Source organism: Janthinobacterium sp. GW822-FHT07A03, assembly GCF_058798815.1.
Map to the genome: position 1 here is coordinate 1 of NZ_JBXAKW010000002.1, position 24,915 is coordinate 24,915.

21 protein-coding genes are annotated in these 24,915 nt (G+C 62.9%); 13 read left to right on the top strand and 8 right to left on the bottom strand.

Annotation, left to right across the window (positions count from 1 at the left end; translation table 11 throughout):
• Positions 1 to 256: 256 nt before the first annotated feature.
• The gene (locus tag AC1RJW_RS05995; RefSeq protein WP_493044215.1) at positions 257 to 1,636 is read left to right on the top strand and encodes a sodium-dependent transporter; all 1,380 of its coding nucleotides are present in this window, start codon (positions 257 to 259) and stop codon (positions 1,634 to 1,636) included.
• Here the strand turns inward: AC1RJW_RS05995 and AC1RJW_RS06000 are convergent, their stop codons facing one another.
• The 7 genes from AC1RJW_RS06000 to AC1RJW_RS06030 all read right to left on the bottom strand — a co-directional run bounded on the left by AC1RJW_RS06000 (position 1,637) and on the right by AC1RJW_RS06030 (position 9,088).
• Positions 1,637 to 2,251, bottom strand: a complete 615-nt coding sequence (locus AC1RJW_RS06000; protein WP_493044216.1) for a M15 family metallopeptidase — start codon at positions 2,249 to 2,251, stop codon at positions 1,637 to 1,639.
• Positions 2,251 to 3,153 (bottom strand): LysR family transcriptional regulator, encoded by a 903-nt coding sequence (locus AC1RJW_RS06005; RefSeq protein ID WP_070288989.1) that lies wholly within the window; start codon positions 3,151 to 3,153, stop codon positions 2,251 to 2,253. Before AC1RJW_RS06005 ends, AC1RJW_RS06000 begins: the two co-directional genes overlap by 1 nt.
• 83 nt (positions 3,154 to 3,236) lie before the next feature.
• Positions 3,237 to 4,037, bottom strand: a complete 801-nt coding sequence (locus AC1RJW_RS06010; RefSeq protein ID WP_493044217.1) for an N-acetylmuramoyl-L-alanine amidase — start codon at positions 4,035 to 4,037, stop codon at positions 3,237 to 3,239.
• Positions 4,038 to 4,067: 30 nt separating this feature from the next.
• Positions 4,068 to 5,015 (bottom strand): BadF/BadG/BcrA/BcrD ATPase family protein, encoded by a 948-nt coding sequence (locus tag AC1RJW_RS06015; RefSeq protein WP_493044218.1) that lies wholly within the window; start codon positions 5,013 to 5,015, stop codon positions 4,068 to 4,070.
• 94 nt (positions 5,016 to 5,109) lie between these two features.
• A complete protein-coding gene (locus tag AC1RJW_RS06020; protein ID WP_493044219.1) occupies positions 5,110 to 6,771 on the bottom strand; it encodes a glycoside hydrolase family 10-like protein in 1,662 nt (553 codons plus the stop codon).
• A gap of 91 nt (positions 6,772 to 6,862) precedes the next feature.
• Positions 6,863 to 8,161 carry an MFS transporter gene (locus tag AC1RJW_RS06025; protein WP_493044220.1) on the bottom strand — a complete coding sequence of 433 codons (1,299 nt, stop codon included), beginning with the start codon at positions 8,159 to 8,161 and terminating at the stop codon, positions 6,863 to 6,865.
• A gap of 45 nt (positions 8,162 to 8,206) precedes the next feature.
• The gene (locus tag AC1RJW_RS06030; protein WP_493044221.1) at positions 8,207 to 9,088 is read right to left on the bottom strand and encodes an N-acetylmuramic acid 6-phosphate etherase; all 882 of its coding nucleotides are present in this window, start codon (positions 9,086 to 9,088) and stop codon (positions 8,207 to 8,209) included.
• Positions 9,089 to 9,242: 154 nt separating this feature from the next.
• On the opposite strand from AC1RJW_RS06030, the gene AC1RJW_RS06035 reads away from it, so the two are divergent.
• Both AC1RJW_RS06035 and AC1RJW_RS06040 read left to right on the top strand, forming a co-directional pair.
• On the top strand, positions 9,243 to 10,334 hold the full coding sequence (locus AC1RJW_RS06035) for a helix-turn-helix transcriptional regulator (RefSeq protein ID WP_493044222.1): 1,092 nt from the start codon (positions 9,243 to 9,245) through the stop codon (positions 10,332 to 10,334).
• Between the two features lie 142 nt (positions 10,335 to 10,476).
• Entirely contained in the window at positions 10,477 to 11,610 is a 1,134-nt protein-coding gene (locus AC1RJW_RS06040; RefSeq protein WP_493044223.1) for a nuclear transport factor 2 family protein, read from the top strand.
• Between the two features lie 14 nt (positions 11,611 to 11,624).
• Here AC1RJW_RS06040 and AC1RJW_RS06045 read toward each other — a convergent pair whose 3' ends face one another.
• Positions 11,625 to 12,365 (bottom strand): GntR family transcriptional regulator, encoded by a 741-nt coding sequence (locus AC1RJW_RS06045; protein ID WP_489629382.1) that lies wholly within the window; start codon positions 12,363 to 12,365, stop codon positions 11,625 to 11,627.
• 221 nt (positions 12,366 to 12,586) lie between these two features.
• On the opposite strand from AC1RJW_RS06045, the gene AC1RJW_RS06050 reads away from it, so the two are divergent.
• From AC1RJW_RS06050 to AC1RJW_RS06095, 10 genes are all read left to right on the top strand, one after another.
• The gene (locus tag AC1RJW_RS06050; RefSeq protein ID WP_493044224.1) at positions 12,587 to 13,936 is read left to right on the top strand and encodes a serine hydrolase domain-containing protein; all 1,350 of its coding nucleotides are present in this window, start codon (positions 12,587 to 12,589) and stop codon (positions 13,934 to 13,936) included.
• A gap of 76 nt (positions 13,937 to 14,012) precedes the next feature.
• Positions 14,013 to 15,299, top strand: a complete 1,287-nt coding sequence (locus AC1RJW_RS06055) for a D-amino acid dehydrogenase (RefSeq protein WP_493044225.1) — start codon at positions 14,013 to 14,015, stop codon at positions 15,297 to 15,299.
• 80 nt (positions 15,300 to 15,379) lie between these two features.
• Entirely contained in the window at positions 15,380 to 15,829 is a 450-nt protein-coding gene (locus AC1RJW_RS06060) for a YchJ family protein (RefSeq protein WP_493044226.1), read from the top strand.
• A 40-nt stretch (positions 15,830 to 15,869) separates the two neighbouring features.
• Complete coding sequence (locus AC1RJW_RS06065; protein WP_099408245.1) at positions 15,870 to 17,492, top strand: carboxyl transferase domain-containing protein; 1,623 nt, start codon at positions 15,870 to 15,872, stop codon at positions 17,490 to 17,492.
• A gap of 21 nt (positions 17,493 to 17,513) precedes the next feature.
• Positions 17,514 to 18,302 (top strand): enoyl-CoA hydratase/isomerase family protein, encoded by a 789-nt coding sequence (locus AC1RJW_RS06070; RefSeq protein ID WP_475417208.1) that lies wholly within the window; start codon positions 17,514 to 17,516, stop codon positions 18,300 to 18,302.
• A 19-nt stretch (positions 18,303 to 18,321) separates the two neighbouring features.
• Positions 18,322 to 19,650, top strand: coding sequence for an adenosylmethionine--8-amino-7-oxononanoate transaminase (bioA, locus tag AC1RJW_RS06075; protein WP_493044227.1), 1,329 nt, complete (start codon positions 18,322 to 18,324; stop codon positions 19,648 to 19,650).
• A 1-nt stretch (position 19,651) separates the two neighbouring features.
• Positions 19,652 to 20,848, top strand: a complete 1,197-nt coding sequence (gene bioF / locus AC1RJW_RS06080) for an 8-amino-7-oxononanoate synthase (protein WP_493044228.1) — start codon at positions 19,652 to 19,654, stop codon at positions 20,846 to 20,848.
• Positions 20,838 to 21,629, top strand: coding sequence for a dethiobiotin synthase (gene bioD / locus AC1RJW_RS06085; RefSeq protein WP_493044229.1), 792 nt, complete (start codon positions 20,838 to 20,840; stop codon positions 21,627 to 21,629). The genes bioF and bioD overlap by 11 nt, the downstream gene beginning before the upstream one ends.
• A gap of 30 nt (positions 21,630 to 21,659) precedes the next feature.
• Positions 21,660 to 22,706 (top strand): biotin synthase BioB, encoded by a 1,047-nt coding sequence (gene bioB / locus AC1RJW_RS06090; protein ID WP_493044230.1) that lies wholly within the window; start codon positions 21,660 to 21,662, stop codon positions 22,704 to 22,706.
• Between the two features lie 161 nt (positions 22,707 to 22,867).
• Positions 22,868 to 24,895: an acetyl/propionyl/methylcrotonyl-CoA carboxylase subunit alpha gene (locus tag AC1RJW_RS06095; protein ID WP_493044231.1), complete on the top strand. Its 2,028-nt coding sequence runs from the start codon at positions 22,868 to 22,870 to the stop codon at positions 24,893 to 24,895.
• The last annotated feature ends 20 nt before the right edge of the window (positions 24,896 to 24,915 follow it).

A 24,915-nucleotide genomic window follows, 5' to 3' on the forward strand; every position in this document is an offset into this window, starting at 1 on the left:
TTGTGTTTGTCAGCTGCGAAGAAGGAAGAGTATGAAGCAATTTGCTACGTCCGTCAACTCCTTCTTTTTACTGCATCACCGTTTCCGGTGATCCTCAAGTGCCGCATTTGACTGCGTCTCATTGGGGAGGCGAACTATAGCAAAGCGCCCCGGGAGTAGCAAGGCTTTTCCGGGGTATTTGCGGCCAACTGCTACAATTTCGCCCCCTCCGCGCCAAACGGCGCTTGCCTATATATAGAACCATAGAAGATTCACCATGAAACAACAAGCTCAAGGATCAGGCCTGACCCTGAAACGAGCTGGCTTTACCACTGGCTTCGGCGTGCTCGCCGCCACCCTCGGTTCCGCAGTCGGTCTCGGCAATATCTGGAAATTCCCCTATCTGACCGGCGCCAATGGCGGCGCCGGCTTCCTGCTCATCTATCTGCTCGCCACCTTATTAGTAGGCCTGCCCGTGATGATCGCGGAAATCACCCTGGGGCGCCGCGCCAAGGTCAACCCGATTTCCACCATGGAACAGCTGGCACCGAAGGGCAAGCCCTGGTGGCTGGTCGGCTTTATCGGCATGGTCGCCGCCTTCCTGATCGTCGCGTTTTATTCGGAAGTCGTGGGCTGGGTGTTTGCGTACATCGCCAAGGCCATCGATGGCTCCATCCTGAGCAGCGACAAGCTGGTGACGGAAGCGGCCTTCGCCTCGCTGATCAGCAATCCTTTGCAATCGCTGTTCTGGCAATGGGGCGTACTGCTGTTTATCGGCGGCATCTTAATGCTGGGCGTGACCAAGGGCATCGAGGCGATCGCCAAGAAGCTGATGCCACTGCTGTTCCTGCTGCTGCTGTTGCTGTGCGCGGTGAGCCTGTCGCTGGATAAGGCGGGCGAAGGCCTGGCATTCCTGTTCCGCCCTGATTTTTCCAAGCTGACGGCTTCCGTCGTGCTGACGGCCATGGGCCTGGCTTTCTTCAAGCTATCTGTCGGCATGGGCACGATGATGACCTACGGCAGCTATTTCCGCGATGACCAGAATATCCCCGTCACCACCTTGCGCGTGATGGCGGCCGACCTGGGTGTATCGATGCTGGCCGGTATCGCCATCTTCCCCGCCGTGTTTACGTTTGGCTTCGCTCCCAGTGCGGGACCGTCGCTGGTGTTCATCACCATCCCGGCCGTATTTTCGCAAATCCCGATGGGGCAAGCCCTGATGGTGGTGTTCTTCATCCTCGCCGCCGTGGCCGCCACGGGGGCGATGCTGTCGCTGATGGAAGTGCCCGTGGTGATCTTCCATGAGCGCTTTGGCTGGACGCGCACCAAGTCCACCATCGTGACCATGCTGCTGCTGGCCGTGCTCGGTTCCGTGTGCGCGCTGAGTAACAGCACCCTGGCGGACTTCAAGCTATTCAATTTGAATATGTTTGATTTGTTCGACTTCGTTTCGTCGAATATCTTCCTGCCCGTGGGCGGCATCGCCATTGCCTTGTTTACAGGCTGGGCCTGGGGCAAGCAGCATTTCATCGAGGCGATCAGCAATCATGGTCAGTTGCAAAATCAAACCCTGGCGCATGTGCTGCTGTTCCTGCTGCGCTTTGTCTCGCCCGTGCTGATCCTGATCGTGATGCTGAAGGGCTTGAAAGTCTTTTAACTAGAGAACCCGGGTGTAGGTCTGGCGCACCAGCACCCGGTCGCCGCAATCGAAATGCCACCATTCGCTGTTGATGCCGAAGAAACCCGCCTGGAACATGGCGTCGCGCAGCAAGCGGCGATGCTCCACTTGCTCCTCCGTAATGTCCCCCTTCTCCAGCAACACCAGCTCCAGCGCCGGATGCGAGCGCTCACTTAGGTCATCAAAGCCCGTGCCCATGTCCAGTTCCCTGCCGTCCGGCCCCACGATGGTGATGTCGAGCGCCATGCCGAACGAGTGAATGGAGCCGCGCGACGGCTCGGCGATGTAGCCCAGCAACTCCGTTCCCTGCAGCGCATCCCACAATTGCTGCTGCACCCGCTGCGGGCGCAGCGCGTCAAGCACCAAGAGATGATGATCGGGGCGCTGCGCGGCCAGCCAGGCCACGGCCTGCTCCAGCGCGGCGGCCGCGTCGCGGTGCAGCCAGGCGCAATCGATGGGGCTGTATAAGTCGCGGCCGACGAAGTTGTCGGGCGTGGCATAGCGCAAGTCGACGGCGATGCCGGCGATGCTGCTCAGATGACGAAATTGCGGATCGCTGCCGACCGCTTCTAATTGCAAACTTGCAACAGACATCAGACTCCTCTTTCCAGGCAGTTGCGCGCCGCCACGCCGATGCTGTCGGCCAGGCGCCGCGCGCCATGCGACAGCGGCGAGTGGCTCGCCGTCAGTAAATACAGTTGGATCGGTATCGTGGGCGCCCAGGGACGGCGCTGCAGCCGCTCGGGCGAGCCGGACGCAGCCGTAAACGGGTCGACCACGGCCATGCCGGCGCCCGCTTCCACGAGGGAACGGGCGATTTGATACGTCTGCACCACGGTGGAAAACACGGGGTGGATATCCTGCGCCTCGCAGGCGGCCACCACCAGTTCGCCCAGCGGATCGTTGTCCGCATGGCCGATCAGCTCGCCGTTCAGGCCATGCGCGGTCAATGGTGTGCCGCAATCGGCCGCATGCCAGGTGCCGGCTGGCGCGATCACCGTCATGACACCGTGCGCAATGGGTTCGGCCACGATGCCCGGATGGCGCGGGTCTTGCAGCGATACGGCCAGGTCCGCTTCACCGAGGCGCAGGGTATTGACGATCTCGCCCGTGTGGTGGGTGGCCAGCTGGCAACGCGTGTGGGGAAAGTCGCGCCGCCACTCCGTCATGGCAAACGGCAAGACGCTGATGGCGAGCGTCGGCGTGGACACCAGGCGGATGGTTTCCACCGCATGCCCCTTCAGGCTGGCCGCCAGGCGGCGGATGCCCAATAAATCGCGGTTGAGCTTTTCCGTCTCGACAAACAAACGGTGCGCCTCGGGTTTCGGGTACAGCTTGCCCCGCACGCGCTCGAACAGCGGCATGCCCAGTTGCAATTCGCAATGCTGCAAGACCTTGGTCACGGCCGGCTGCGAGATATGCAGCACCTGGGCGGCGCCGCTGATGGTGCCAACTTGCATGATGGCGTGAAACACTTCGATATGACGCAGCCGCATGAGCTATTCCTTTACCTTGCTTTGGCCGCCTGGGCCGTTAACGTTCAGCATATAAGAAAAAGTCATGGGCTGGAACGGCCATGCTACTTTGTTGCAACAGCTGGCGCCGGCGTTGTCAGCACTTCCAGCAGGGCCGCCGTTTCACCATCGGGCATGCCGTCAAAGCGCGTATTGCGGTACTTCATCTGGAAGGCGATCAGCACATTGCGCGTCGCTTCATCGAACACGCCCGTATTCGGCGTCGCATAACCATGCTGGGCCAGCTTCTTCTGGAACCAGACGGCGTCCGGCACTTGCTGCTCAAAAATGAGGCGTTGCGCGGCCACGCGGTTGGCATCGGGCCAGACGATCAGGCCCGCATCGGCCAGCTGGCGCCATGGAAACAACGGACCCGGGTCCTGCTTGCGCTGCGGGGCGATTTCGTTGTGGCCCAGGATATTTTCCGGCGCGATGTTGTAGCGGGCCTGGATATCTTTCAACAGCGGAATCAGTTCATCGATCTGTGCCTGCGGGAATGGATACCAGAGGCGGCCTTCCGGCGTGTCCTTGTAGCCGGGATTGACGATCTCGATGCCGATCGAGCTGACATTCAACTGTGTATAAGTCTTCCAGTTACTCACACCCGCATGATTGGCCTGGCGCGATTCGTCGACCAGCACGTAAAACTTCGGCTTGTCCGTGTCCGTCAGCAAATAATGGCTGCTGACTACTTGTTCCGTCAGGATCTTGATCGAGCGGGGCAGGTCGCTGACCGTGTAATGGATGACGATGAATTTCACGCGCGGGCTCTGGCTGCGCGCATTCAAGCTATGGTCGAGGTGCGGCGCGGGCGTGGTACAGGCGGAAAGCAGGGCCACCAGCAGGGCGAGGGCGATTTTTTTCATGAAAGATCCGTGTTCGGGTTAATAAAATGTTCAGTTCTTGCCAATGCGCTGGCTCGCCGTCCTGGCCGCCAGCTTGGCCGCGGCCTCATGCGAACGGGCAACTTTTTGCTCCATCATCAACGATACAGGCAAAGCGGCGCGCATGGCAGCCGCGATGGCCGGGTGCAATTGCGCCGCGCGCCCGGCCAGTACCACGGGACGGGGACCGTATCGCGCCGTCAGGGCCAGGGCCAGGCGCGCCAGTTCCTGTCCCGCGCGCTGCAAGATGTCCAGCGCCAGCGGGTCGGCATCCGCACTGGCAGCCACGGCCAGCGCCAGGCGGCCGATGGCGCCCCGGTCCTGGCCGTACATGAAGGCGCGCGACAGCGACCAGTCGCTGCCGCCCAGTTGCGCAAACACGGCCCCGGCCATGGGCGAGGCTTGCCAGCTGCCGGGCGCCTCGTCTTCGCGGCGCCAGATGTGGCGCAAGGCTTCGCGCGCGATCCAGTAGCCGCCGCCGCCATCGTCGAGCAATACGCCGCGCCCGCCGGCGCGGTGAAAGCCGCCATCCGCATCGATCCAGGCGGCGATCGAACCCGTGCCAGCGTAGACCAGATAACCTTCGCCTGGTTCAAAACTGTCGCGATAAGCGATTTCAATGTCGTTGCCCAAGCTGACATCAGCGGCATCCAGCGCCAGCAAGGTGGCCATGGTTTGCGCCAGCACAACATCGTCGCCGCCAAAACCCGTCAAGCCGGCCACCACGGCACGCGGTTGGCCGACGGCCAGCACTTGCTTGCACAATGTTGCAAACGTGGCATGCACGGCGGCGCGGCCCGCATCGCTGCCCATTTGCAAGGCAGACAAGCCCTCGACGGCGCCGTCGGCCACGATGGTGCCGTCGCCGGTAGCCAGCGCCCAGCGCGTCTGCGTGCCGCCCGCGTCGATGCCCAGCCCGAGCACGGCAGTATCAGTATTGGTTGCAGGGACGGAAATCATGGCATGAGTGTAAAGCCAAGCTGGTCTTGCAGGCATGAAAGCTTGCGCATGTTTCATGCCTGCAGGTTATGGACTAGCGGTGAACGGTCAGCAATTACTTGGCGGGGGCCGTAAACGGTGCGCGCACGGTGACGCGGGGGCTTTCATTGCCGAGGCGGTCCACGGCGCTGACCACCACCGCATTGACTTTACCGGTGGCATCGTCGACCAGGGTCAGCTCGCCCTGCACACCCGTGACCACGGTGAAGCGCCAGTCTTCGCCGTAGCGGGCCCAGACAGCGTATTGCGTCACGGGTTTGCCGCCGCCCGACGTCAACTTGACGTTCAGGCTGCTGGAATCGCGGCGCAAGGCCAGCACAGGCGTGCCCGGCGCTTCCTTGCCCAGCCAAGGCGTGGCGGGGATCAGGGCAGGGCTTTGATACACGCTCGCCTTGAGTTGCTCGCTGACACCCTTGCGGTTCTGCATCAGGGGCACCATGCTGAAATGCACTTGCCCATTCGCGCCGGGGCGCGTGCGCGTCACTTCGATCTGCTTGATGATCTCTTGCGGCGTGAAGGATTTGGCGGAATTGTCGATGCGGCTCGTATATAAACCGGGCCACACGTGGCGGCCATACGGATTCTGCGCCAGCCAGTAGTCGAGCAGCACGCCAAACGCCTGCGGCGCCTGCGCCACAGGCCAGTACAGCTGCGGCGACAGGTAATCGAGCCAGCCCTTGGCCAGCCACAGTTCCGCATCCGCATACAATTTATCGTACTGGCTGAAGCCGACGATGCCGGCAGGGCGGCGGTCCGGGCGGCCTATGCCGAACGGGCTGATGCCGAAACGCACCCAGCTCTTTTCGCGGTGGATGCCGGTATATAAAGCTTCGATCAGCTGGTTGACGTTCTGGCGGCGCCAGGAAGCGCGGTCCAGCTGGCCGCCGGCCAGCAGATATTGCTGCCAGGAAGGTTCATCGGGAAACGGCAGTTCGCGCTTGGCGCCGCCATTGCCCGCGTCCAGCGCGGCCGTCTCGGCTCCCGCGCCGGCGCCAGGCGCGTCGATCGGATACGGATAAAAGTAGTCGTCGATGTGCACGCCATCGATGTCGTAGCGGCGCACCACGTCCAGCACCACGTCCGTCGTATGCTTCGAGGCGGCCGCATCGCCCGGGTCCATCCACAGATAGCGGCCGTATTGCTTGACGGATGCCGGGTTGGTGGACGCGAAACTGTCACGCGCCAGCGGCGACTTGGCCGTCGCATGACGGGCCCGGTACGGGTTGAACCAGGCGTGCAATTCCAGGCCGCGCGCATGCGCCTGGGCCACCCAGAAAGCCAGCGGGTCATACATGGGCAATGGCGGCTGGCCTTGCTTGCCCGTCAGGTATTCCGACCATGGCTCCAGTTGCGATGGGTAAATCGTATCGGCGCTGGGACGCACCTGCAGCACAATCGCGTTCAGATTCAAGGACTTGGCGCGGTCGAGGATGGCGATGGCTTCGGCTTGCTGCTTGGCGACAGGCAAATTGTTGCGGCTGGGCCAGTCGATATTGGCGACCGTCGAGACCCAGGCGGCGCGAAATTCGCGCGGCGCCGGCGGCGGCACTTCGCCCGTGATGTGCTGTACGGGCGGCACGGCCGGCAAGCCCGCTTCGCCTGGCGTCACTGCGGAAGGCATTTTGGTGCTGGTACAGCTGCTGAGCAATGTGGCGGTGGCTAACGCGGCCAGCACGCCGGCCGTGGCGCCCAGGCGTTTTTTGAAAGTAGACAACAAAACAATTCCTTGCAGTGGTAAAGCGCAGGTCTATCGGTGCGGGCATTTTACTGTGCGCCCGCCATCCTTGCGGGCGCACGGTTCAAAAGAATCAGGCCTCGGCCTTCTTGCCGAATTCGGGATCGATCTTGACCAGCGCGGCCATGATGAAAGCAGGAATGGTGGCGATGCAGACCCAGATGAAGAAGTGCTGGTAGCCGAGCATTTGCTGGATCCAGCCGCTGGCCATGCCCGGCAACATCATGCCCAGGGCCATGAAGCCCGTGCAAATGGCGTAATGGGCCGTTTTATGCGCACCGTCGGAGACCATGATCATGTACAACATATACGAAGCGAAACCGAAGCCATAGCCAAATTGCTCAAGCGCAATGCCCCCCGCGATCACATAGATGTTGCTGGGCAAGGCGCTGGCCAGGTAGACGAAGACCAGGTCGGGCAAGTGCACGGACAGCACCATGATCCACAAACAGCGTTTCAAGCCGAAGCGGGAAATGATGAATCCGCCCAGCAAGCCACCCAGGGTCAGGGCGATCACGCCGATGGTGCCGTAGACGAGGCCCACCTGTTCCGTGCTGAGGCCCAGGCCGCCCTTGGCGACGGGGTCGAGCAGGAAGGGCGCGGCCAATTTGAGCAGTTGCGCTTCGCCGAGGCGGAACAGCAGCAAGAAGCCGAGGATGACGAAAATATCCTTCTTCTTGAAGAAGGCGGCAAAGGTGGCGAAGAATTCTTGCAGCGGAGAAACACCGGCGCCCTGGATGCTGGGCCGGTCATCCTTGGGTTTCGGCAAGACAAAATAATGGTAGAGGAAGAGGGCGATGAACAATCCCGCCAGAATCGCGAACACGACGGACCAGGCCAGCTGCACATTGCCCGTCGCATGCGTCAGATAGCCGGCAAGAAACACCAGGCCGCCCTGGCCCGCGATCATCGCCAATCGGTAAAACGTGCTGCGCACGCCCACGAAGGCCGCCTGCTGGTGCTCTTCCAGGCCCAGCATATAAAAGCCGTCGGCGGCGATATCATGCGTGGCGGAACTGAAAGCCATCAGCCAGAAGATGGCCAAACTGATCTGGAAAAAGTGGGGCAGGGACGTCGTCAGGGCCACCAGCGCCAGCGCCGCGCCGATCACCAGCTGCAGGCCGACGATCCAGAAGCGCTTGGTGCGGTACATATCGATGAAGGGCGACCACAGGGGCTTGATGACCCAAGGCAAGTACAGCCAACTCGTGTACAGCGCGATATCCGTATTGGAAAAGCCGTAATTCTTGTACATGATCACGGACAAGGTCATGACCACTACGTAGGGGATGCCCTGGCCGAAATACAGGGAAGGGATCCACAGCCACGGATTATTGGCGCGCGCCGCGGCGGGTTGTTTCACTAGCTCCATACATCCTTCTTGGTCTTCCAGACAGAAGAATGCCGCGCCATCGGATCAGGCCGCCAGTGCCGCCCGCACACTGCCGTCCGCGCCGGCCAACAATGCCTGTGCCTGGTTTGTGTTGATTTTTTTGATCAAGGCAACAATCGCCACCTTGACGTGAAATTGGCATTGCTCGAGCACAGTCCTGGCCTGCACCTCGCTGGCGCCGGTGGCATGCATGGTCAGACGCACCGCCCGCCAGATCAGCTTGGCGTTGGTCGGCTTCAAGTCTACCATCAAGTTTCCGTAAGTTTTGTGCAAACCGACCATCAGGGCGCTGGAAATCGTGTTCAGGGTGATTTTTTGCGCCGTGCCCGCTTTCAGACGCGTGCTGCCGGAAATGACTTCCGTGCCCGTGTCGAGCACGATGCCGCATTGCGCCTCGCGCGCCACGGGGGCGTCCACATTGTTGGCGATGCCTATCGTCAAGGCGCCCGCCTTGCGCGCGGCCAGCAGCGCGCCCAGCACATACGGCGTGGCGCCGGAGGCGGCCAGCAGGATCACGACGTCATTTACTTGCGGCGACAAGGCCAGCACATCCCGCTCGCCTTGCTGTACATCATCTTCCGCCCCTTCCACGGCCGTGAACATGGCGCCCGCGCCGCCGGCCAGGATGGCGACGGCCCGCTCGGGCGGCCAGGAAAACGTGGGCGTCAATTCAACGCTGTCGAGCACGCCCAGGCGTCCCGACGTACCGGCGCCCACGTACAGCAAGCGTCCGCCGGCGGCGATGCGGGGGAGGGCGGCCGTGATGGCCGCTCCGATTTGCAGCGACGCCAGCCGCACGGCTTCGACGGCCCAGAACTGGTCATCGACCAGCGCCGCCACCAGTTGCTCCACCGGATACAGGTCCAGGTCCGGATGCCGCCGGCTCGGGGTTTCAGTTTTCAACATGATTTCAGAACATGGTTGAAGGTGAAACCAGTTTAATACCAACGAGCGAGATCAACCATGAAAGGATGGCGGGCGGGCATAACGGGAGTTTATGGCTGGTGCAGGAACGTGGTGTCCTACTTGTACTTCGATACGCTCCCATTTATGTCTATACTTGGGTTCGACGCCACAATCCACGACACGCCCCATGATCGCTCGCCAATTGCTGTTCCTGTTTAGCGCCCTTGGCGCCATCAACGGCATTTTCCTGGCCGTCTATTTTTTCAGCCGCCGGCCTCGCAGCCTGGCCGACTGCATGCTGGGCGCATTGCTGCTTGCCGTGGGGGTGCGCACCGCCAAATCCGCCTTCCTCTACTTCAACCCGGCGATCGCCATCGAATTTCGCCAGCTGGGCCTGTCGGCCTGCCTGCTGATCGGTCCCTTGACCTATCTGTATGTGCGTTCCTTCATCGCCGGCCTCGCGCAACAGCCTGCCGGCCAGCAATGGCGCTGGCATCTGGGCCTGTCCTTCCTGCTGATAGTCATTGGCGTTGCCTTTCCATATTCCGCGTATCGTCCTGTGTGGGACCGTTCAAGTCATGCGATTCATCTGTTCTGGCTATGCTACCTGCTGGCAACCGCCAGCTTGCTCTGGCAAACCCGCCATGCATGGCTGCACGACGGACAGCGGATGGCGACCAGCAGCATGCTGATGCTGAGCGTCTTTGCAGGCAGCTGTGTGATGTTGGCGGCGTACGCAAGCACGCCGTTCACGTCGTATATTGTCGGCGCCTTGTCGTTCACCTTCTCGCTGCATGTCGCGGTCATGGTCTTTCTGCTGAGAAAGGAAACCGCCACGCCTGCCGAACCGAAGCCGAAGTACCAGAACAGCCGCCTGACGCACGACGATGCGCTTGCCGTGCTCGCTGCGCTGGAACAACAGATGACCCGGCAGAAATCCTATCTGAATCCGAACCTGACCCTGGCCCAACTGGCCAAACGGGCGGGGTGCACGCAGGCGCAGGTGTCGCAGGTATTGAATGACAAGCTGAGCAAGAGCTTCAACACCTACGTCAATGAATACCGTATCGCCGAAGCGAAACAGGTCTTGGCCGACGAGCCGCAATTGAACATGGATACCGTTGCCGAGCGCTGCGGGTTCAATTCCAGTTCCACCTTCTACTCGGCCTTCAAGAAAGTTGCTGGGCAGACTCCCGCCAGCTTCCGCACCCAGCCCAGCCAGGCGGCCACGGCCATTTCCGCATAAAACCGCTCCGGAATCGCCATTCCGGAGTCTGAAATCCTGTTTGGCGACATCAATTCCCCTGCATTTCGATAACTTATCGACCAACAACGACCTGAAATAGTCGTTGCTCCGATAAACGCAGTTATTCATTCAGGGTAAAGTCATGATTCAGTTTTTATTGCGAACGGTACTCGCCTGTTGCTTGCTCAGCAGCGCCGCCGCCGGCACCGCCGCAACCGCCGACCAGGACGAAAATGCCATCCGGGAAACCGTGCGCTTGTATCTGCACGGCACCAGTTTCAACGTACAGGACGAGATCAACCAGGCCTTCCATGCCACCTCCCGTCTTTATCTGGACGGCAAAAACGATACGGAATGGGAGCTCAGCGGTCCGGAATACGCCAAACTCTTTTCCCCAGAGAAAATAGGGCAATTCAATGGGCGTCACGGGCGGCTGATCAAGGTGGAGGTGAGCGGCAAGGTGGCCACCGCCAAGGCCGAGATCCACATTCCCCAGCAAGGGGTCCGCTATATGGATGTCTTTCTTTTAAGAAAGATCGCCGGCAACTGGAAGATCATCAGCAAGTCGGCCGATCGCGAGCCGGCAGCCCCGCGCCATGCACGCAAGGTGCTGTTGGTCGTGTCGAATGTGCATCAATATCCCGGCACAAAAATTAATGCAGGCAATAATTTTCCCGAGCTGGCCTATACCTATGATGCCTTTCGCAAAGCAGGGTACGCGGTCGACTTCGTCAGTCCCGAGGGGGGCGCCATTCCCCTGGAAATGATCGTCACGTCGGACGAATTGCTCAAAAAACATCTGTACGACAGTGATTTCATGTGGGCACTGGCCCATACCAAGCCCGTCTCCGAGGTCAGGGCCGACGAGTATGCGGGCATGGCTTTCGTCGGCGGCGGCGCGGCCATCGTCGGCATCCCGGACAACAAGCCGCTGCAGGACATCGCTGTGCGTATCTACGAACAACAAGGCGGGGTGATCGCGGCCATCTGCCATGGCACCGAGGGCATCAAGAATCTGAAGCTCAGTGACGGTACTTTCCTGATCCAGGGCAAGGTGCTCACCTCGTTCCCCGATGCGTATCTCAACAAGGAATCGCCGATATACAAGGCCTATCCCTTCTCGGCGGAAGCGAGCATCAAGCGCCATGGCGGCATCTTCAGGCACGGCGCCAACGGCAAGAGTCACGTCGAGGTCGATGGCCGGCTGGTGACCGGCATGAGCTGGGAGTCGTCCGTGGGCGTGGCCGAATCCATGATCCGCCTGATCCAGCAGTAATTCCGGCAGCTGAATTAAGGAGAACGGCGCATTTCCGCCACGAAGTCGTAATGGTCGCTGCGGCAATACGAATGCGTCAGTTCCACCGCTTCGCCCGTTTCCAGGTAGGCGATGCGCGTGATGAACAGCACGGCCTGGCCATCGGGGATGCCCAGCTGCTTGGCCAGCACGTCCGTCGCATTCATGGCGCGGATGTGCTGCAAGGCGCGCACGGGCGCCTTCTTGATGCTGCTCAAGTATTCATACAGCGAATCGCCCATGGCATCCGGGTCCGGCACCACGCTGAAGGGCAGCACGCTCACTTCATATGCCATCACCACGTCGTCGGCCAGGCGCAAGCGCTCCAGGCGCGCCACTTTCGTGTTCTGCGCCAGGCCCAGGCTCAGCTGCTCGTCGCTGCTGGCGATGACGACTTCGCGCTTGAGCCAGCGCGAGCCGGGGCGGTAGCCGCGCTGCTGCAGCTGCTCGGAAAAGCTCGACAGGTTCGACAGCGGCTGCTCGATGCGCGGGGCAATATAGTTGCCCGAACCACGGCGGCGCACGACGAGGCCTTGCTCGACCAATTGATCGATGGCCTTGCGGGCAGTCACGCGCGATACGTCGAGCAGTTCGGACAGGGTACGTTCGGATGGCAGGGCCTGGTCTACCTGGTAGCGGCCGTTGCGTACGTCATCGCTCAGCTTGCGGGCGATCTGCATATATAAAGGCGAATTGTCATTTAAATCGACCTTGAGTTCTACACTGGTCTGGCTCATACAGTTCTCCTTGTCCTCCTAGTGTAATAGCGATGGCGCTTGCGCGTAGCCCGTCCATCCATGAATAAATGGAAAATGACCATAAATAACGGTTATACATTTAAAAAAACAATGTTTTACCGTACGTATAGCTTTGTATTATAGATAAATAAGCAATTTTCATTAGCCATGGAAACCATCGCGCCCTATGCTGGCGGCGCATCCACACATGGTATGAGAATATGAAAAAGCGAATCACGGGTTTGCTCGGCTTGCTGCTGCTGGGCGGTATCTGGCCGGCAATGGCCGCACCACCCGGCAGCGCCAGCGCACCCGTCGCCGGCCCGCAACAGCGCGCGCTCGACGCGGCCCTGTCGGCCATCGTCGAGGATGCGGCCCACCCGCTGGCCAGCCTGTCCGTGCTGGCCATCCGCAATGGTAAGGTGTCGTATCAGCAACAATTTGGCTACCGGCACATCGGTGCCACACCGGCGGAAAACCTGCCCGTCACGCCGGACACCCTGTTCCGCATCGCTTCCGTATCGAAGATGATGACGACCCTGGGCCTGCTGCGGCTGGTCGAACAGGGAAAGCTGAGCCTGGACCAGGACGTGGGCATTTATTTAGGCTTTTCCCTGCGCAACCCGCATTTCCCCCAGCGGCCCTTGACCTTGCGCAGCTTGCTCAGCCACACTTCCTCGCTGCGCGACGCGGGCGGCTATGCCTGGGGTCCCGAACGCAGCCTGCGCGACGTGTTTACGGCTGGCGGCGACGCGATGTGGGATTCCAGCGCGGCACCCGGCCGCTACTTTACGTATTCCAACCTGAACTGGGGCGTGATCGGCACCGTGATGGAACAAGTCACGGGCGAGCGCTTCGACCGGCTGATGCGGCGCCTGCTGCTCGATCCCCTGCAGTTGCGCGGCGGCTACCATCCGGCGGCATTCTCTCAGGCAGAGCTGGCGGACACGGCCACCCTGTACCGCAAGCGCACGCTCGACACGGAAATCTGGCAGCCGCACGGCCCCTGGATCGCCCAGGCCGACGATTTTGATCAGCGCCCGCCTGCCGGCATCGCGCGTTATGTGATCGGCAGCAACGCCACCGTCTTCAGTCCCACGGGCGGCTTGCGCATCTCCGCCGCGGGACTGGGCAAGATCATGCAGATGCTGCTCGACGGTGGCCGCCATGAGGGCAAACAACTATTGCATCCAGCCAGCATCGCCCTGATGTTTGGCCGGCAATGGCAGCTGGCGCAGGACGGCAGCAATGGCAACAGCGAACGGGGCTTGTACCGTGCCTGGGGCCTGGGCAACCAGCAGTTCGATGCCGTGGCGGGGCGGGGCAACGGCCTGGTCGAGGGCGCCAGCTTCACGGCCGTGGGCCACCTGGGCGACGCGTATGGCCTCGTCTCCGCCTTCGTGCTCGATTTCAAGCACAAGAATGGCATGGTGATGCTGGTGGGCGGCACGGGCAGCGATCCCGAACGTTATCCGGGCAGGTACTCCGCCATGGGGCGCAGCGAGGAATTGATCCTCACCACCGTATACCGTGGTGCGATTGACAAGCATGAATCATTTGCACTGAAATAGTGCATTCCTGAAAGTTATGGCTGCACCATGATGTTTCATTGGCTCACGTGATGGCCAGCCTCTAAGCTCTCATCGAATGCTCCCGCACCATGGGAGCGCAACGCAGCGAGGCAACATGCAGCAACAAGTCATCATCATCGGCGGCGGCGTCGTCGGTCTGACATCGGCCTGGTGGCTGGCCGAGGCCGGCTACAAGGTCACCTTACTCGAACGCAATGAACAGGTGGCGATTGCCGCCAGCTACCGCAATGGCGGCCAGCTCAGCTATCGCTATGTGGCGCCCCTGGCGGACGCGGGCGTGCCCTTGAAAGCCCTGCAATGGCTGCTGCAGAAGGATGGCCCGCTGCGCTTCCGTCCCGAGGCGGACTGGCGCCAATGGCGCTGGATGGCCAGTTTCTTGCGCAATTGCAATGCAGCCAGCAATGCCCGCACGACGGCCCAGCTGCTGCAGCTGGGCGAATGGAGCCGCGCCGGCATGGCGCAGCTGGAGTTGAGCGTACCTCCCGAAGCCTATGCCTGGCGCGATGCCGGCAAACTCATCGTCTACCGCTCGCCCGCCATCTTCCAGCGGGCCGTGGCGCGGCCCGAATCGGAAGAGGCGCGCGTCGTGCTGTCGCCGCAGGAAGCCGTGCAGCGCGAACCGGCACTGGCGGCCTTGCAGGGTGCGCTGGCGGGCGGCATCTTTACCGAGGGCGAGGCAGTGGCCGATTGCCACGCCTTTTGCCTGGCGCTGGAAGCGCGATTGCTGCAGCACCCGAATTGTTCGCTCCTGTTAAAAGGCGAGGCGCGCCGCCTCGTCACGCACAAGGGCAGGATCACGGGCGTCGACACCAGCCTGGGCCTGTTGCAGGCAGATCACTATGTGCTGGCGGCCGGCATCCAGAGCCGCGACCTGGCCGCCACGGCGGGCGTCTACCTGCCCCTGTACCCGCTGAAGGGCTACAGCCTGACGGCGCCCATCCGCGCACAGGACCGGGCGCCCGAGATCAGCATCACGGATTTCGAGCGCAAGGTGCTGTATGCGCGCATAGGCGGCGACCTGCGCGTGGCCGCCATGGTCGACATGGTGGGCGCCGACAACAGCATCGACTGGGGCCGCATCGCCGGCCTGACGCGGCTGGCGCGCGAAGCCATGCCGCACGGCGCCGATTACGACCAGGCCACGGCCTGGGCCGGCCTGCGCCCCGCCACGCCGAACAGCGCGCCGCTGGTGGGCGCCAGCAAAGTGGGCAATCTGTGGCTCAATGTGGGCCATGGCCCGCTGGGCTTTACCTTTGCCGCCGGCACGGCGCGCATCCTGGCCGATCTTATGGCCGGCAAGGCGCCGCCGTTCGCGCTGGACTTCCTCAGTCCGAAAAAATAGCCGGCCAAGGCGGCGCGCACGCGCTGCTGCCGATATGGCGGATAATTGCGGAACTTTCCTGTTCCCTTATTTGCCACCGCATGTCCACACCTCCGAAATCCGCCGCCTGCCCCTGTGGCGGCGCCTCCTACGCCAGCTGCTGCGGCCCGTATATCGCGGGCGACGCCTTGCCGCCCACGGCCGAAGCCCTGATGCGTTCGCGCTACACGGCGTTCACCTTGCGCGACGAGCCCTACCTGCGCGCCACCTGGCATGCCAGCACCCGTCCCGCCGACTCTTTATTTGCAGAAGAAGAAAAAGTCCACTGGCTGGGACTTGAGGTAAAATCTGCTTTACGTTTACGTCAACGTAAAGCAGAATCAGCAGATCAAGCCGAAGAGATACATCGCGACACCGTGGAATTCGTGGCCCGCTACAAGGTCAACGGCCGCGCGCACCGCCTGCATGAGGTGAGCCGCTTCGTGCGCGAGGCGGGCGAGGGCGGTGGCGCCCTGCGCTGGTTTTATCTCGACGGCAGTTTTCCCGAATAGCGCGACCCGAGAGACCGGGCGATCATAAAAAGGAACCGCAATGCCGCACATCGAAAGCAAACTCAATCCGCGCAGTGAAGATTTCAAGGCCAATGCCGCGGCCATGCAAGCCATCGTCGACGATTTGCGCGACAAGGTGGAAAAGATCGCGGCCGGCGGCGGCGAAGCGGCGGCTGCCAAGCACCTGGCGCGGGGAAAACTGCTGCCGCGCGACAGAGTCCAGATGCTGCTCGATCCCGGCACGCCCTTCCTCGAGTTTTCCCAGATGGCGGCCTACGCCATGTACCAGGACGCCAAGGGCGTCGATGCGGCCCCTAGCGCCGGCATCATCACCGGCATCGGCAGGGTCTCGGGGCAGGAATGCGTCATCGTCTGTAACGACGCTACAGTCAAGGGCGGCACGTATTACCCGATGACGGTGAAAAAGCATTTGCGCGCCCAGGAAATCGCCGACCAGAACAACCTGCCGTGCATCTACCTGGTCGACTCGGGCGGCGCCAACCTGCCGAACCAGGACGACGTCTTCCCCGACCGCGACCATTTCGGCCGCATCTTCTATAACCAGGCGAATCTGTCGGCCAAGGGCATTCCGCAGATCGCTGTGGTCATGGGTTCTTGCACGGCGGGCGGCGCCTACGTGCCGGCCATGAGCGACGAGTCGATCATCGTCAAGGAGCAGGGCACGATTTTCCTCGGCGGCCCGCCGCTGGTGAAGGCGGCCACCGGCGAAGTGGTGACGGCGGAAGACCTGGGCGGCGGCGACGTGCACACGCGCCTGTCCGGCGTGGTCGACCACCTGGCGCAGAACGATTTGCACGCGCTGTCGCTGGCGCGCACCATCGTCTCGAACCTGAATCGTACAAAACCGCAGCAGATGGCCCTGCGCGAGTCGGTCGAGCCGAAATACCCGACGCAGGAACTGTATGGCGTAATCCCCGTCGATACGCGCAAGCCCTTCGACGTGCGCGAGGTGATCGCGCGCATCGTCGACGGCAGCGATTTCGACGAATTCAAGGCCCGCTACGGCACCACCCTGATCTGCGGCTTCGCGCATATCTATGGCGTCAAGGTCGGCATCATCGCCAATAACGGCATCTTGTTCTCCGAATCGGCCTTGAAAGGCACGCATTTCATCGAATTGTGCTGCCAGCGCAAGATCCCCCTCGTCTTCCTGCAAAACATCACGGGCTTCATGGTGGGCCGCAAATACGAAAACGAGGGCATCGCCCGCAATGGCGCCAAGATGGTGACGGCCGTGGCCACGGCTGCCGTGCCGAAATTCACGGTGATCATCGGCGGCAGCTTCGGCGCCGGCAACTACGGCATGTGCGGCCGCGCGTTTTCGCCCCGTTTCATGTGGATGTGGCCGAATGCGCGCATTTCCGTCATGGGCGGCGACCAGGCGGCTTCCGTGCTGGCGACCGTCAAGCGCGACGGCATCGAAGGCAAGGGCGGCGCATGGAGCGCGGACGAGGAAGCGGCCTTCAAGCAGCCGATCAAGGACCAATACGAACACCAGGGCCACCCGTACTACGCCACCGCGCGCCTGTGGGACGACGGCGTGATCGACCCGGCCGATACCCGCATGGTGCTGGGCCTGGGCCTCTCGGCCGCCTTGAACGCGGAAATCCCGGACACGAAGTTCGGCGTATTCCGCATGTAAGCGGCACTCAGGGAGAAGATCATGGAATTTGAAACCTTAAAGCTGGTCATCGAGGGTAATGTCGCCACCGTGACCCTGAACCGCCCCGACGTGCGCAACGCCTTCAACGAGACGACGATCGCCGAACTGGCGCGCGCCTTCGAGGGGCTGGGGCGCAGCGAGATGGTGCGCGCCATCGTGCTGGCGGCGAATGGCGCAGCCTTTTGCGCCGGCGCGGACCTGAACTGGATGAAGAAGATGGCCGGCTACACGCATGCCGAAAACCAGGCCGACGCGCTGCAGCTGGCGCAGATGCTGCGCACGATTTACCTGTGTCCGAAACCCGTGGTGGCGAAGATCCAGGGCGACTGCTATGCGGGCGGCATGGGCCTCGTCGCCGCATGCGATATCATTCTGGTTGCGGAAGACGTGCATTTCTGCCTGAGCGAAGTGCGGCTGGGACTGATCCCGGCCACTATTTCACCGTATGTCATCAAGGCCATGGGCGAAAACGCGGCACGCCGCTATTTCCTGACGGCGGAGCGATTCTCCGCCCAGGAAGCGCTGCGCATCGGCTTTGCCCACGAGGTAGTCGAGGCAAGCGCGCTGGACGCGAAAACCGCCGAGGTGCTGAAAGCGCTGACGGGCAACAGCCCGCACGCCGTGGCGCAAGCGAAAACGCTGGTGCGCGAGATCGTTGGCCAGCCGGTCGACGACGCGCTGTTGGCGGACACCGCTGAGCGCATCGCGCAGATCCGCGCCTCGGAGCAGGGACGCGAAGGCGTGCAATCCTTCCTCGACAAGCGCAAGCCGGGTTGGCTCATGGGCTAGCAATATCATTGGAGCAGTTTTGAAAGCAGAAAAACAATCGGGCTGGGTCGAACGCAGTCTGCGCAGCGTGTGGCATCCTTGCACACAGATGCAGCACCACGAGACGGTTCCCTTGATCCCCGTCAGCCACGGCCGCGGCGCCTGGCTGTATGATCACGAAGGACGACGCTACCTGGACGCCATCAGCTCCTGGTGGGTGAACCTGTTCGGCCATGCCAATCCGCGCATCAATGCGGAACTGAAGGACCAGCTGGACCGGCTGGAACACGCGATGCTGGCCGGTTTCACGCATGAACCGGTGATCGAGCTGTCGGAAAAGCTCTCCGCCTTGACGGGCGGCGTGCTCGGTCACAGTTTTTATGCGTCCGATGGCGCGTCGGCCGTGGAAATCGCCCTGAAAATGAGTTTTCACGCCTGGCGCAACAGCGGCAAGAGCGAGAAACAGGAATTCGTGTGCCTGAAGGGCAGCTACCACGGCGAAACCATCGGCGCGCTGGCCGTCACCGATGTCGCCCTGTTCAAGGATGCCTACGGCCCCCTGCTGCGTGCCTCGCAGACGGTGATGTCGCCCGACTTCCGCCAGGCGGCTGACAACGAATCGGCGCAGGACGTGGCGCGCCGCGCGGCGGCAGACGTGGAACGGCTGTTCCAGGAAAAGTCCGAAAGAATCGCCGCCATCATCATCGAGCCGCTGGTGCAGTGCGCCACCGGCATGGCCATGCACGACCCGCTGTACCTGTCGCTGGTGCGCGCCCTGTGCGACCGCTATCAAGTCCATCTGATCCTCGACGAGATCGCCGTCGGCTGCGGCCGCACGGGCACTTTCTTTGCATGCGAGCAGGCCGGCATCTGGCCCGACTTCGTCTGTCTGTCGAAAGGCATCAGCGGCGGCTATTTGCCCCTGTCCCTCGTGATGACGCGCGAAGACATCTATCAAGCGTTCTACAGCACCGACGTGCGCCGCGGCTTTTTGCATTCGCACTCGTACACGGGCAACCCGCTGGCGTGCCGCGCTGCGCTGGCAACCCTGTCGATTTTCGAGGAAGACGACGTGCTGGCGGCCAACCGCGAACGCGCCGGGAAAATCACGCGCGCCCTGGCGCCGCTGGCGCAGCACGAGCGCGTAAAACACTTCCGCCAGCAAGGCATGATCTGGGCGTTTGATGCCGTCGATGCGGCGCCCGATTTTTCGCGCCGCTTCTTCAGCACGGCGCTGGAACACGAACTGCTGATGCGCCCCATCGGCTCCACCGTGTACCTGATGCCGCCGTACATCCTCGACGACGCCGAAATCGCGGGCCTGGGCCAGCAGACGCTGGCCGTCTTCAACCAAGTGATCGGAGCCTGAGATGGAACTGCTCACACGCTTGAAGCAGCAGCTGCAGGGGCTGGAAGAGCGCAGCCTGATCCGCCGCCGCCGTACCGTCGACACGCCGTGCGCGCCGCGCCTGACGGTCGATGGGCGCGACATGCTGGCCTTTTGCAGCAATGACTATCTGGGCCTGGCCGCGCATCCGCGCATCGTGGACGCGCTGAAAGAGGGCGCCGACCTGTATGGCGCCGGCAGCGGCGCTTCGCACCTGATCAGTGGCCACAGCCGTGCCCACGCGCAGCTGGAAGAACGCCTGGCCGCTTTCGTGGGCGCCAACCTGGAACAGGCGCGCGCGCTGTACTTCTGCACCGGCTACATGGCGAATCTGGCGGTGCTCACCGCGCTGTCGGCGGGCGACGCGGAAACCGAGATCTTCTCGGAAGCGCTGAACCACGCTTCGCTGATCGACGGCACGCGTTTGTCCCGCGTCAAGACGCGCGTGTACCCGCACGCGGACCTCGATGCCCTGGCGGCCCTGCTGCCGGCCAGCACGGCACAAACGAAAATCGTCGTCACCGACAGCGTCTTCAGCATGGATGGCGACCTGGCGCCGCTGCCCGCGCTGCTGGCCCTGTGCGAGCAATACGGCGCCTGGCTGGTGGTCGACGATGCGCACGGCTTCGGCGCGCTGGGCGAGAACGGCCGCGGCGCGCTGGAACACTTCGGCCTGCATTCGCCGTACCTGGTCTACGTCGGCACCCTGGGCAAATCGGCCGGCGTGGGCGGCGCCTTCGTTTGCGCGCATGAAGCCGTGATCGAAACGCTGATCCAGAAGGCGCGCCCCTACATCTTCACCACGGCGGCAGCGCCCGCGCTCGCGCATGCGCTGCTGGCCAGCCTGGCCATCATCGCCGGCGAAGAGGGCCGGCAGCGCCGCGCCCACCTGGCGGCGCTGGTGGCGCAATGGAACGAGGGCTTGCAGCTGCAGCGCTGGCAAGCCTTGCCCTCCGTGACCGCCATCCAGCCCGTCATCATCGGCGAGAATGCGGACATGCTGGACATCGCCGCCACCCTGTACCAGCAAGGCCTGTGGGTCGGCGCCATCCGCCCGCCCACCGTGCCAGCGGGGTCGGCGCGCCTGCGCGTAACCCTGTCGGCCGGCCACACGGCGCAGGAAGTGGCGCAATTGATCAACGCAGTCAACACCCTGGAAAGGACTCGCCATGAGCCTTGATGATCCTATCGTGGCGGAAGTGCTGGCGGACCTGGCGCCGGCCGTGCAGCCGGCACCGGCAGCCACCGGCCTGCCATCGCGCTTTGCCTGTTTCGTCACCGGCACCGACACGGAAATCGGCAAGACCCTGACCTCGTCGGCCCTGCTGCACGCGCTGGTGGCGCGCGGCGTGCGCGCCTGCGGCATGAAACCGGTCGCCGCCGGCGCCGAGATGCGCGACGGCGAACTGCATAATGAGGACGCCGACAGCCTGATCGCCGCCGGCAACGTCACCATGCTGCGCAGCCTGACGACGCCCTACATGCTGAAGGAACCGGCCGCGCCGCACATCGCCGCCGCACTCGAAGGCGTGAGCATCGAATCGGTGCCGATCCTGGCCGCCTACCTGGAAATCGCCGCCGCTTCGGACGCCGTGGTGGTCGAAGGCGTGGGCGGCTTCCGCGTGCCGCTGTCGCCCGGTTTCGACTCGGCCGACCTGGCGCAGCAACTCGATTTGCCCGTGATCCTCGTGGTCGGCATGCGTCTGGGCTGCATCAGCCAGGCCTTGCTGACGCTGGAAGCCATCGAAGCGCGCGGCCTGACGGTGATCGGCTGGGTCGCCAACACGCTGGAAGTGGAAATGCGCTTCCTCGACGAAAACATCGATGCGCTGATCGAGCGCATCCCGGCGCCGCTGCTGGGCAGGGTGCCGCGCCTGGCGCAGCCCAGCGCGGAAGCGGCGGCGGCGTATCTCGATTTCACCGGCTTGCCCAACTGGCCGGCGCAGCATCCAAACACCTAACGTATCCAAAAATAGAAGCGAAGGAATCACATGTCTCACGTCCAAGAAGCAGCAAAAACCGTCGAACTGCACCGCCCAGCGGCGCGCATCACCGTGCCGGAAGCGGCCACCTGGCCCGTCGCCGATGTGCTGGCCCTGTTCGACCTGCCATTCAATGAGCTGATGTTCAAGGCCCAGCAAACCCACCGCGTCAATTTCCCCGACGGCGACGTGGAACTGGCAACCCTGTTGTCGATCAAGACGGGCGGCTGCGAGGAAGACTGCGGCTACTGCCCGCAGGCGGCCCGCTACGACACGGGCGTGGAAGCGAAAAAGATCCTCGACATCGACACGGTGCTCGACGCGGCCCGCCAGGCGAAAGCCAACGGCGCCACGCGCTTCTGCATGGGTGCCGCCTGGCGCAGCCCGAAAGAGCGCGACATGGAAAAAGTCGAAGAGATGGTGACCAAGGTCAAGGCGCTGGGCCTGGAAACATGCGCTACTTTGGGCATGCTGGAAGAGGGACAAGCGGACCGCCTGAAAAACGCGGGCCTGGACTTCTACAACCATAACCTGGATACGGCGCCCGAGTTCTACGACAACGTCATCTCGACGCGCGAATACCAGGACCGTCTGGACACTTTGGGCCGCGTGCGCGAAGCGGGCTTGAAAGTGTGCTGCGGCGGCATCGTCGGCATGGGCGAGACGCGTCTGCAGCGCGCGGGCCTGATCGCCCAGCTGGCGAATCTGAATCCGTATCCGGAATCGGTGCCCGTCAACCACCTGGTGCAGGTGGAAGGCACGCCTTTGTATGGCCTGGAAGCGCTGGACCCGTTCGAATTCGTGCGCACGATCGCCGTGGCCCGCATCACCATGCCGAAGGCGCGCGTGCGTCTGTCGGCGGGCCGGCGCCAGATGGGTGAAGCCGTGCAAGCCATGTGCTTCCTGGCCGGCGCCAATTCCATCTTCTACGGCGACAAGCTGCTCACCACCGACAACCCGGAAGCGGAAGACGACCGCGTCTTGTTGAACAAACTGGGCCTGCAGACGCGCGGCGCCATGCTGGACTCGGTACAGAAAGAGAAGTGCGGCTGCTGATCCAGCCCTGTCGGGTTACGCCGTGCCGGCTAACCCGACCTACGAATACCGCCTCACCAATGCGTAGGTCGGCTTAGCGCAAAGCGCGTAAGCCGACACGCCAGCACACAACGTCCATGACAAGAGACAGCTGCCCCTTTTTGAGAGAATAGAGAGAGACCATGTTCACTAAAATCCTGATCGCCAACCGCGGCGAAATCGCTTGCCGTGTCGCCGCTACCGCGCGCCGCATGGGCATCCAGACCGTCGCCGTGTATTCGGAAGCGGACGCCAACGCCAAGCACGTCGCCGTCTGCGACGAAGCCGTCCTGATCGGCCCCGCGCCGGCCAAGGAAAGCTATCTGTGCGGCGACAAGATCATCGCCGTAGCGCTGGCGACAGGTGCGCAGGCGATCCACCCCGGCTACGGCTTTTTGTCCGAAAACGCCGACTTCGCCGACGCCTGCCACGCGGCGGGCCTGGTCTTCATCGGCCCGCCGGCATCCGCCATGCGCGCCATGGGCTCGAAATCGGCCGCCAAGTCGCTGATGGAAAAAGCCAACGTGCCGCTGGTGCCCGGCTACCACGGCGAAAATCAGGATGCCGACTTCCTGCACGGACAAGCCGACAAGATCGGCTACCCCGTCCTGCTGAAAGCGTCCGCTGGCGGCGGCGGCAAGGGCATGCGCGTCATCGAGAACAGCGCCGACTTCAAGGCCGCGCTGGCCTCGTGCAAGCGCGAGGCGATCAGCTCTTTCGGCGACGACAAGGTGCTGGCCGAAAAATACCTGTCGCGCCCGCGGCATATCGAAATCCAGGTGTTTGCCGACACGCTCGGCAACTGCATCTACCTGTTCGAGCGCGATTGCTCGGTGCAGCGCCGCCACCAGAAGGTGCTGGAAGAGGCGCCAGCGCCGGGCATGCCAGCGGAGCGCCGCGCGGCCATGGGCGAAGCGGCCGTCGCCGCCGCCAAGGCCGTCGGCTATGTGGGCGCGGGCACGGTGGAATTCATCGCCAACCAGGATGGCTCGTTCTACTTCATGGAGATGAACACGCGCCTGCAGGTGGAGCATCCGGTAACGGAAATGATCACCGGCACCGACCTGGTGGAATGGCAGCTGCGCGTCGCCTTTGGCGAACCGCTGCCGAAAAAACAGAGCGAATTGACGATTCACGGCCACGCCATCGAGGCGCGCATCTATGCGGAAAACCCGGAAAAGGGCTTTTTGCCGTCGATCGGCACCCTGCGCCACATGCAGTCGCCACCGGCCGTGACGTTCGAACTGGGCGGCACCGTGGTGCCGGCGTCCGTGCGCATCGATTCGGGCGTGCGCGAAGGCGACGCCATCTCGCCGTTCTACGACCCGATGATCGCCAAGCTGATCGTCTGGGGCACGGACCGCCGCGAAGCGCTGGCGCGCATGGCGCAGGCGCTGGCCGACTACCAGATCGTGGGCCTGGCCAGCAATATCGCCTTTTTGAAGCGCCTGGTGGAAGGCCAGGCATTTGCCAGCGCCGATCTCGACACGGGTTTGATCGAGCGCAATCAGGCGTCGCTGTTCCCCGCCCTGCAGGCGGCGCCCGACACGGCCCTGGCGCTGGCGTCCGTGGCCCTGCTGACGGAAGAAAAAACCGCATCCGAAGCGCAGTCGGCCAACCGCGCCGACCCGTGGGGCAATGCCCTGGGCTGGCGCCTGAACAGCACCCTGGGCCGCAGCCTGGCGTTTGCCGACGAATTCGCGCTGGCTGGCGACAGCAAGGCCTATGCCGCGCGCATCGCCTACAAGACCGATGGCTGGCTGTTCAACGGCCAGCCCCTGACCTTGACGGCGCGCAAAGGCAACGAGCTGCACATCAAGCTCGGTGAACGTGCCGTGCATGGCACGGTGCTGCGCGACGGCGAGCAGTTCCACGTATTTACCAGCGGCTTGCACTACACCTTGCACTACAGCGACCCGATGGCCCACGCGGGCGAAACGGAAGCAGAGGGCGGCCGCCTGACGGCGCCCATGCCCGGCAAGGTCGTCGCCGTGCTGGTGAACAAGGGGCAGGACGTCAAGAAGGGCGAACCGCTGGTCATCATGGAAGCGATGAAGATGGAGCACACCATCGCCGCGCCGCATGACGGCCTGGTGGAAGACGTGCTGTATGCGGTCGGCGACCAGGTGGCCGACGGTGCGCCGCTGCTGGCCTTCAAGGCTGCCGCGTAAGGGGCGCCCTTGGAAACGTC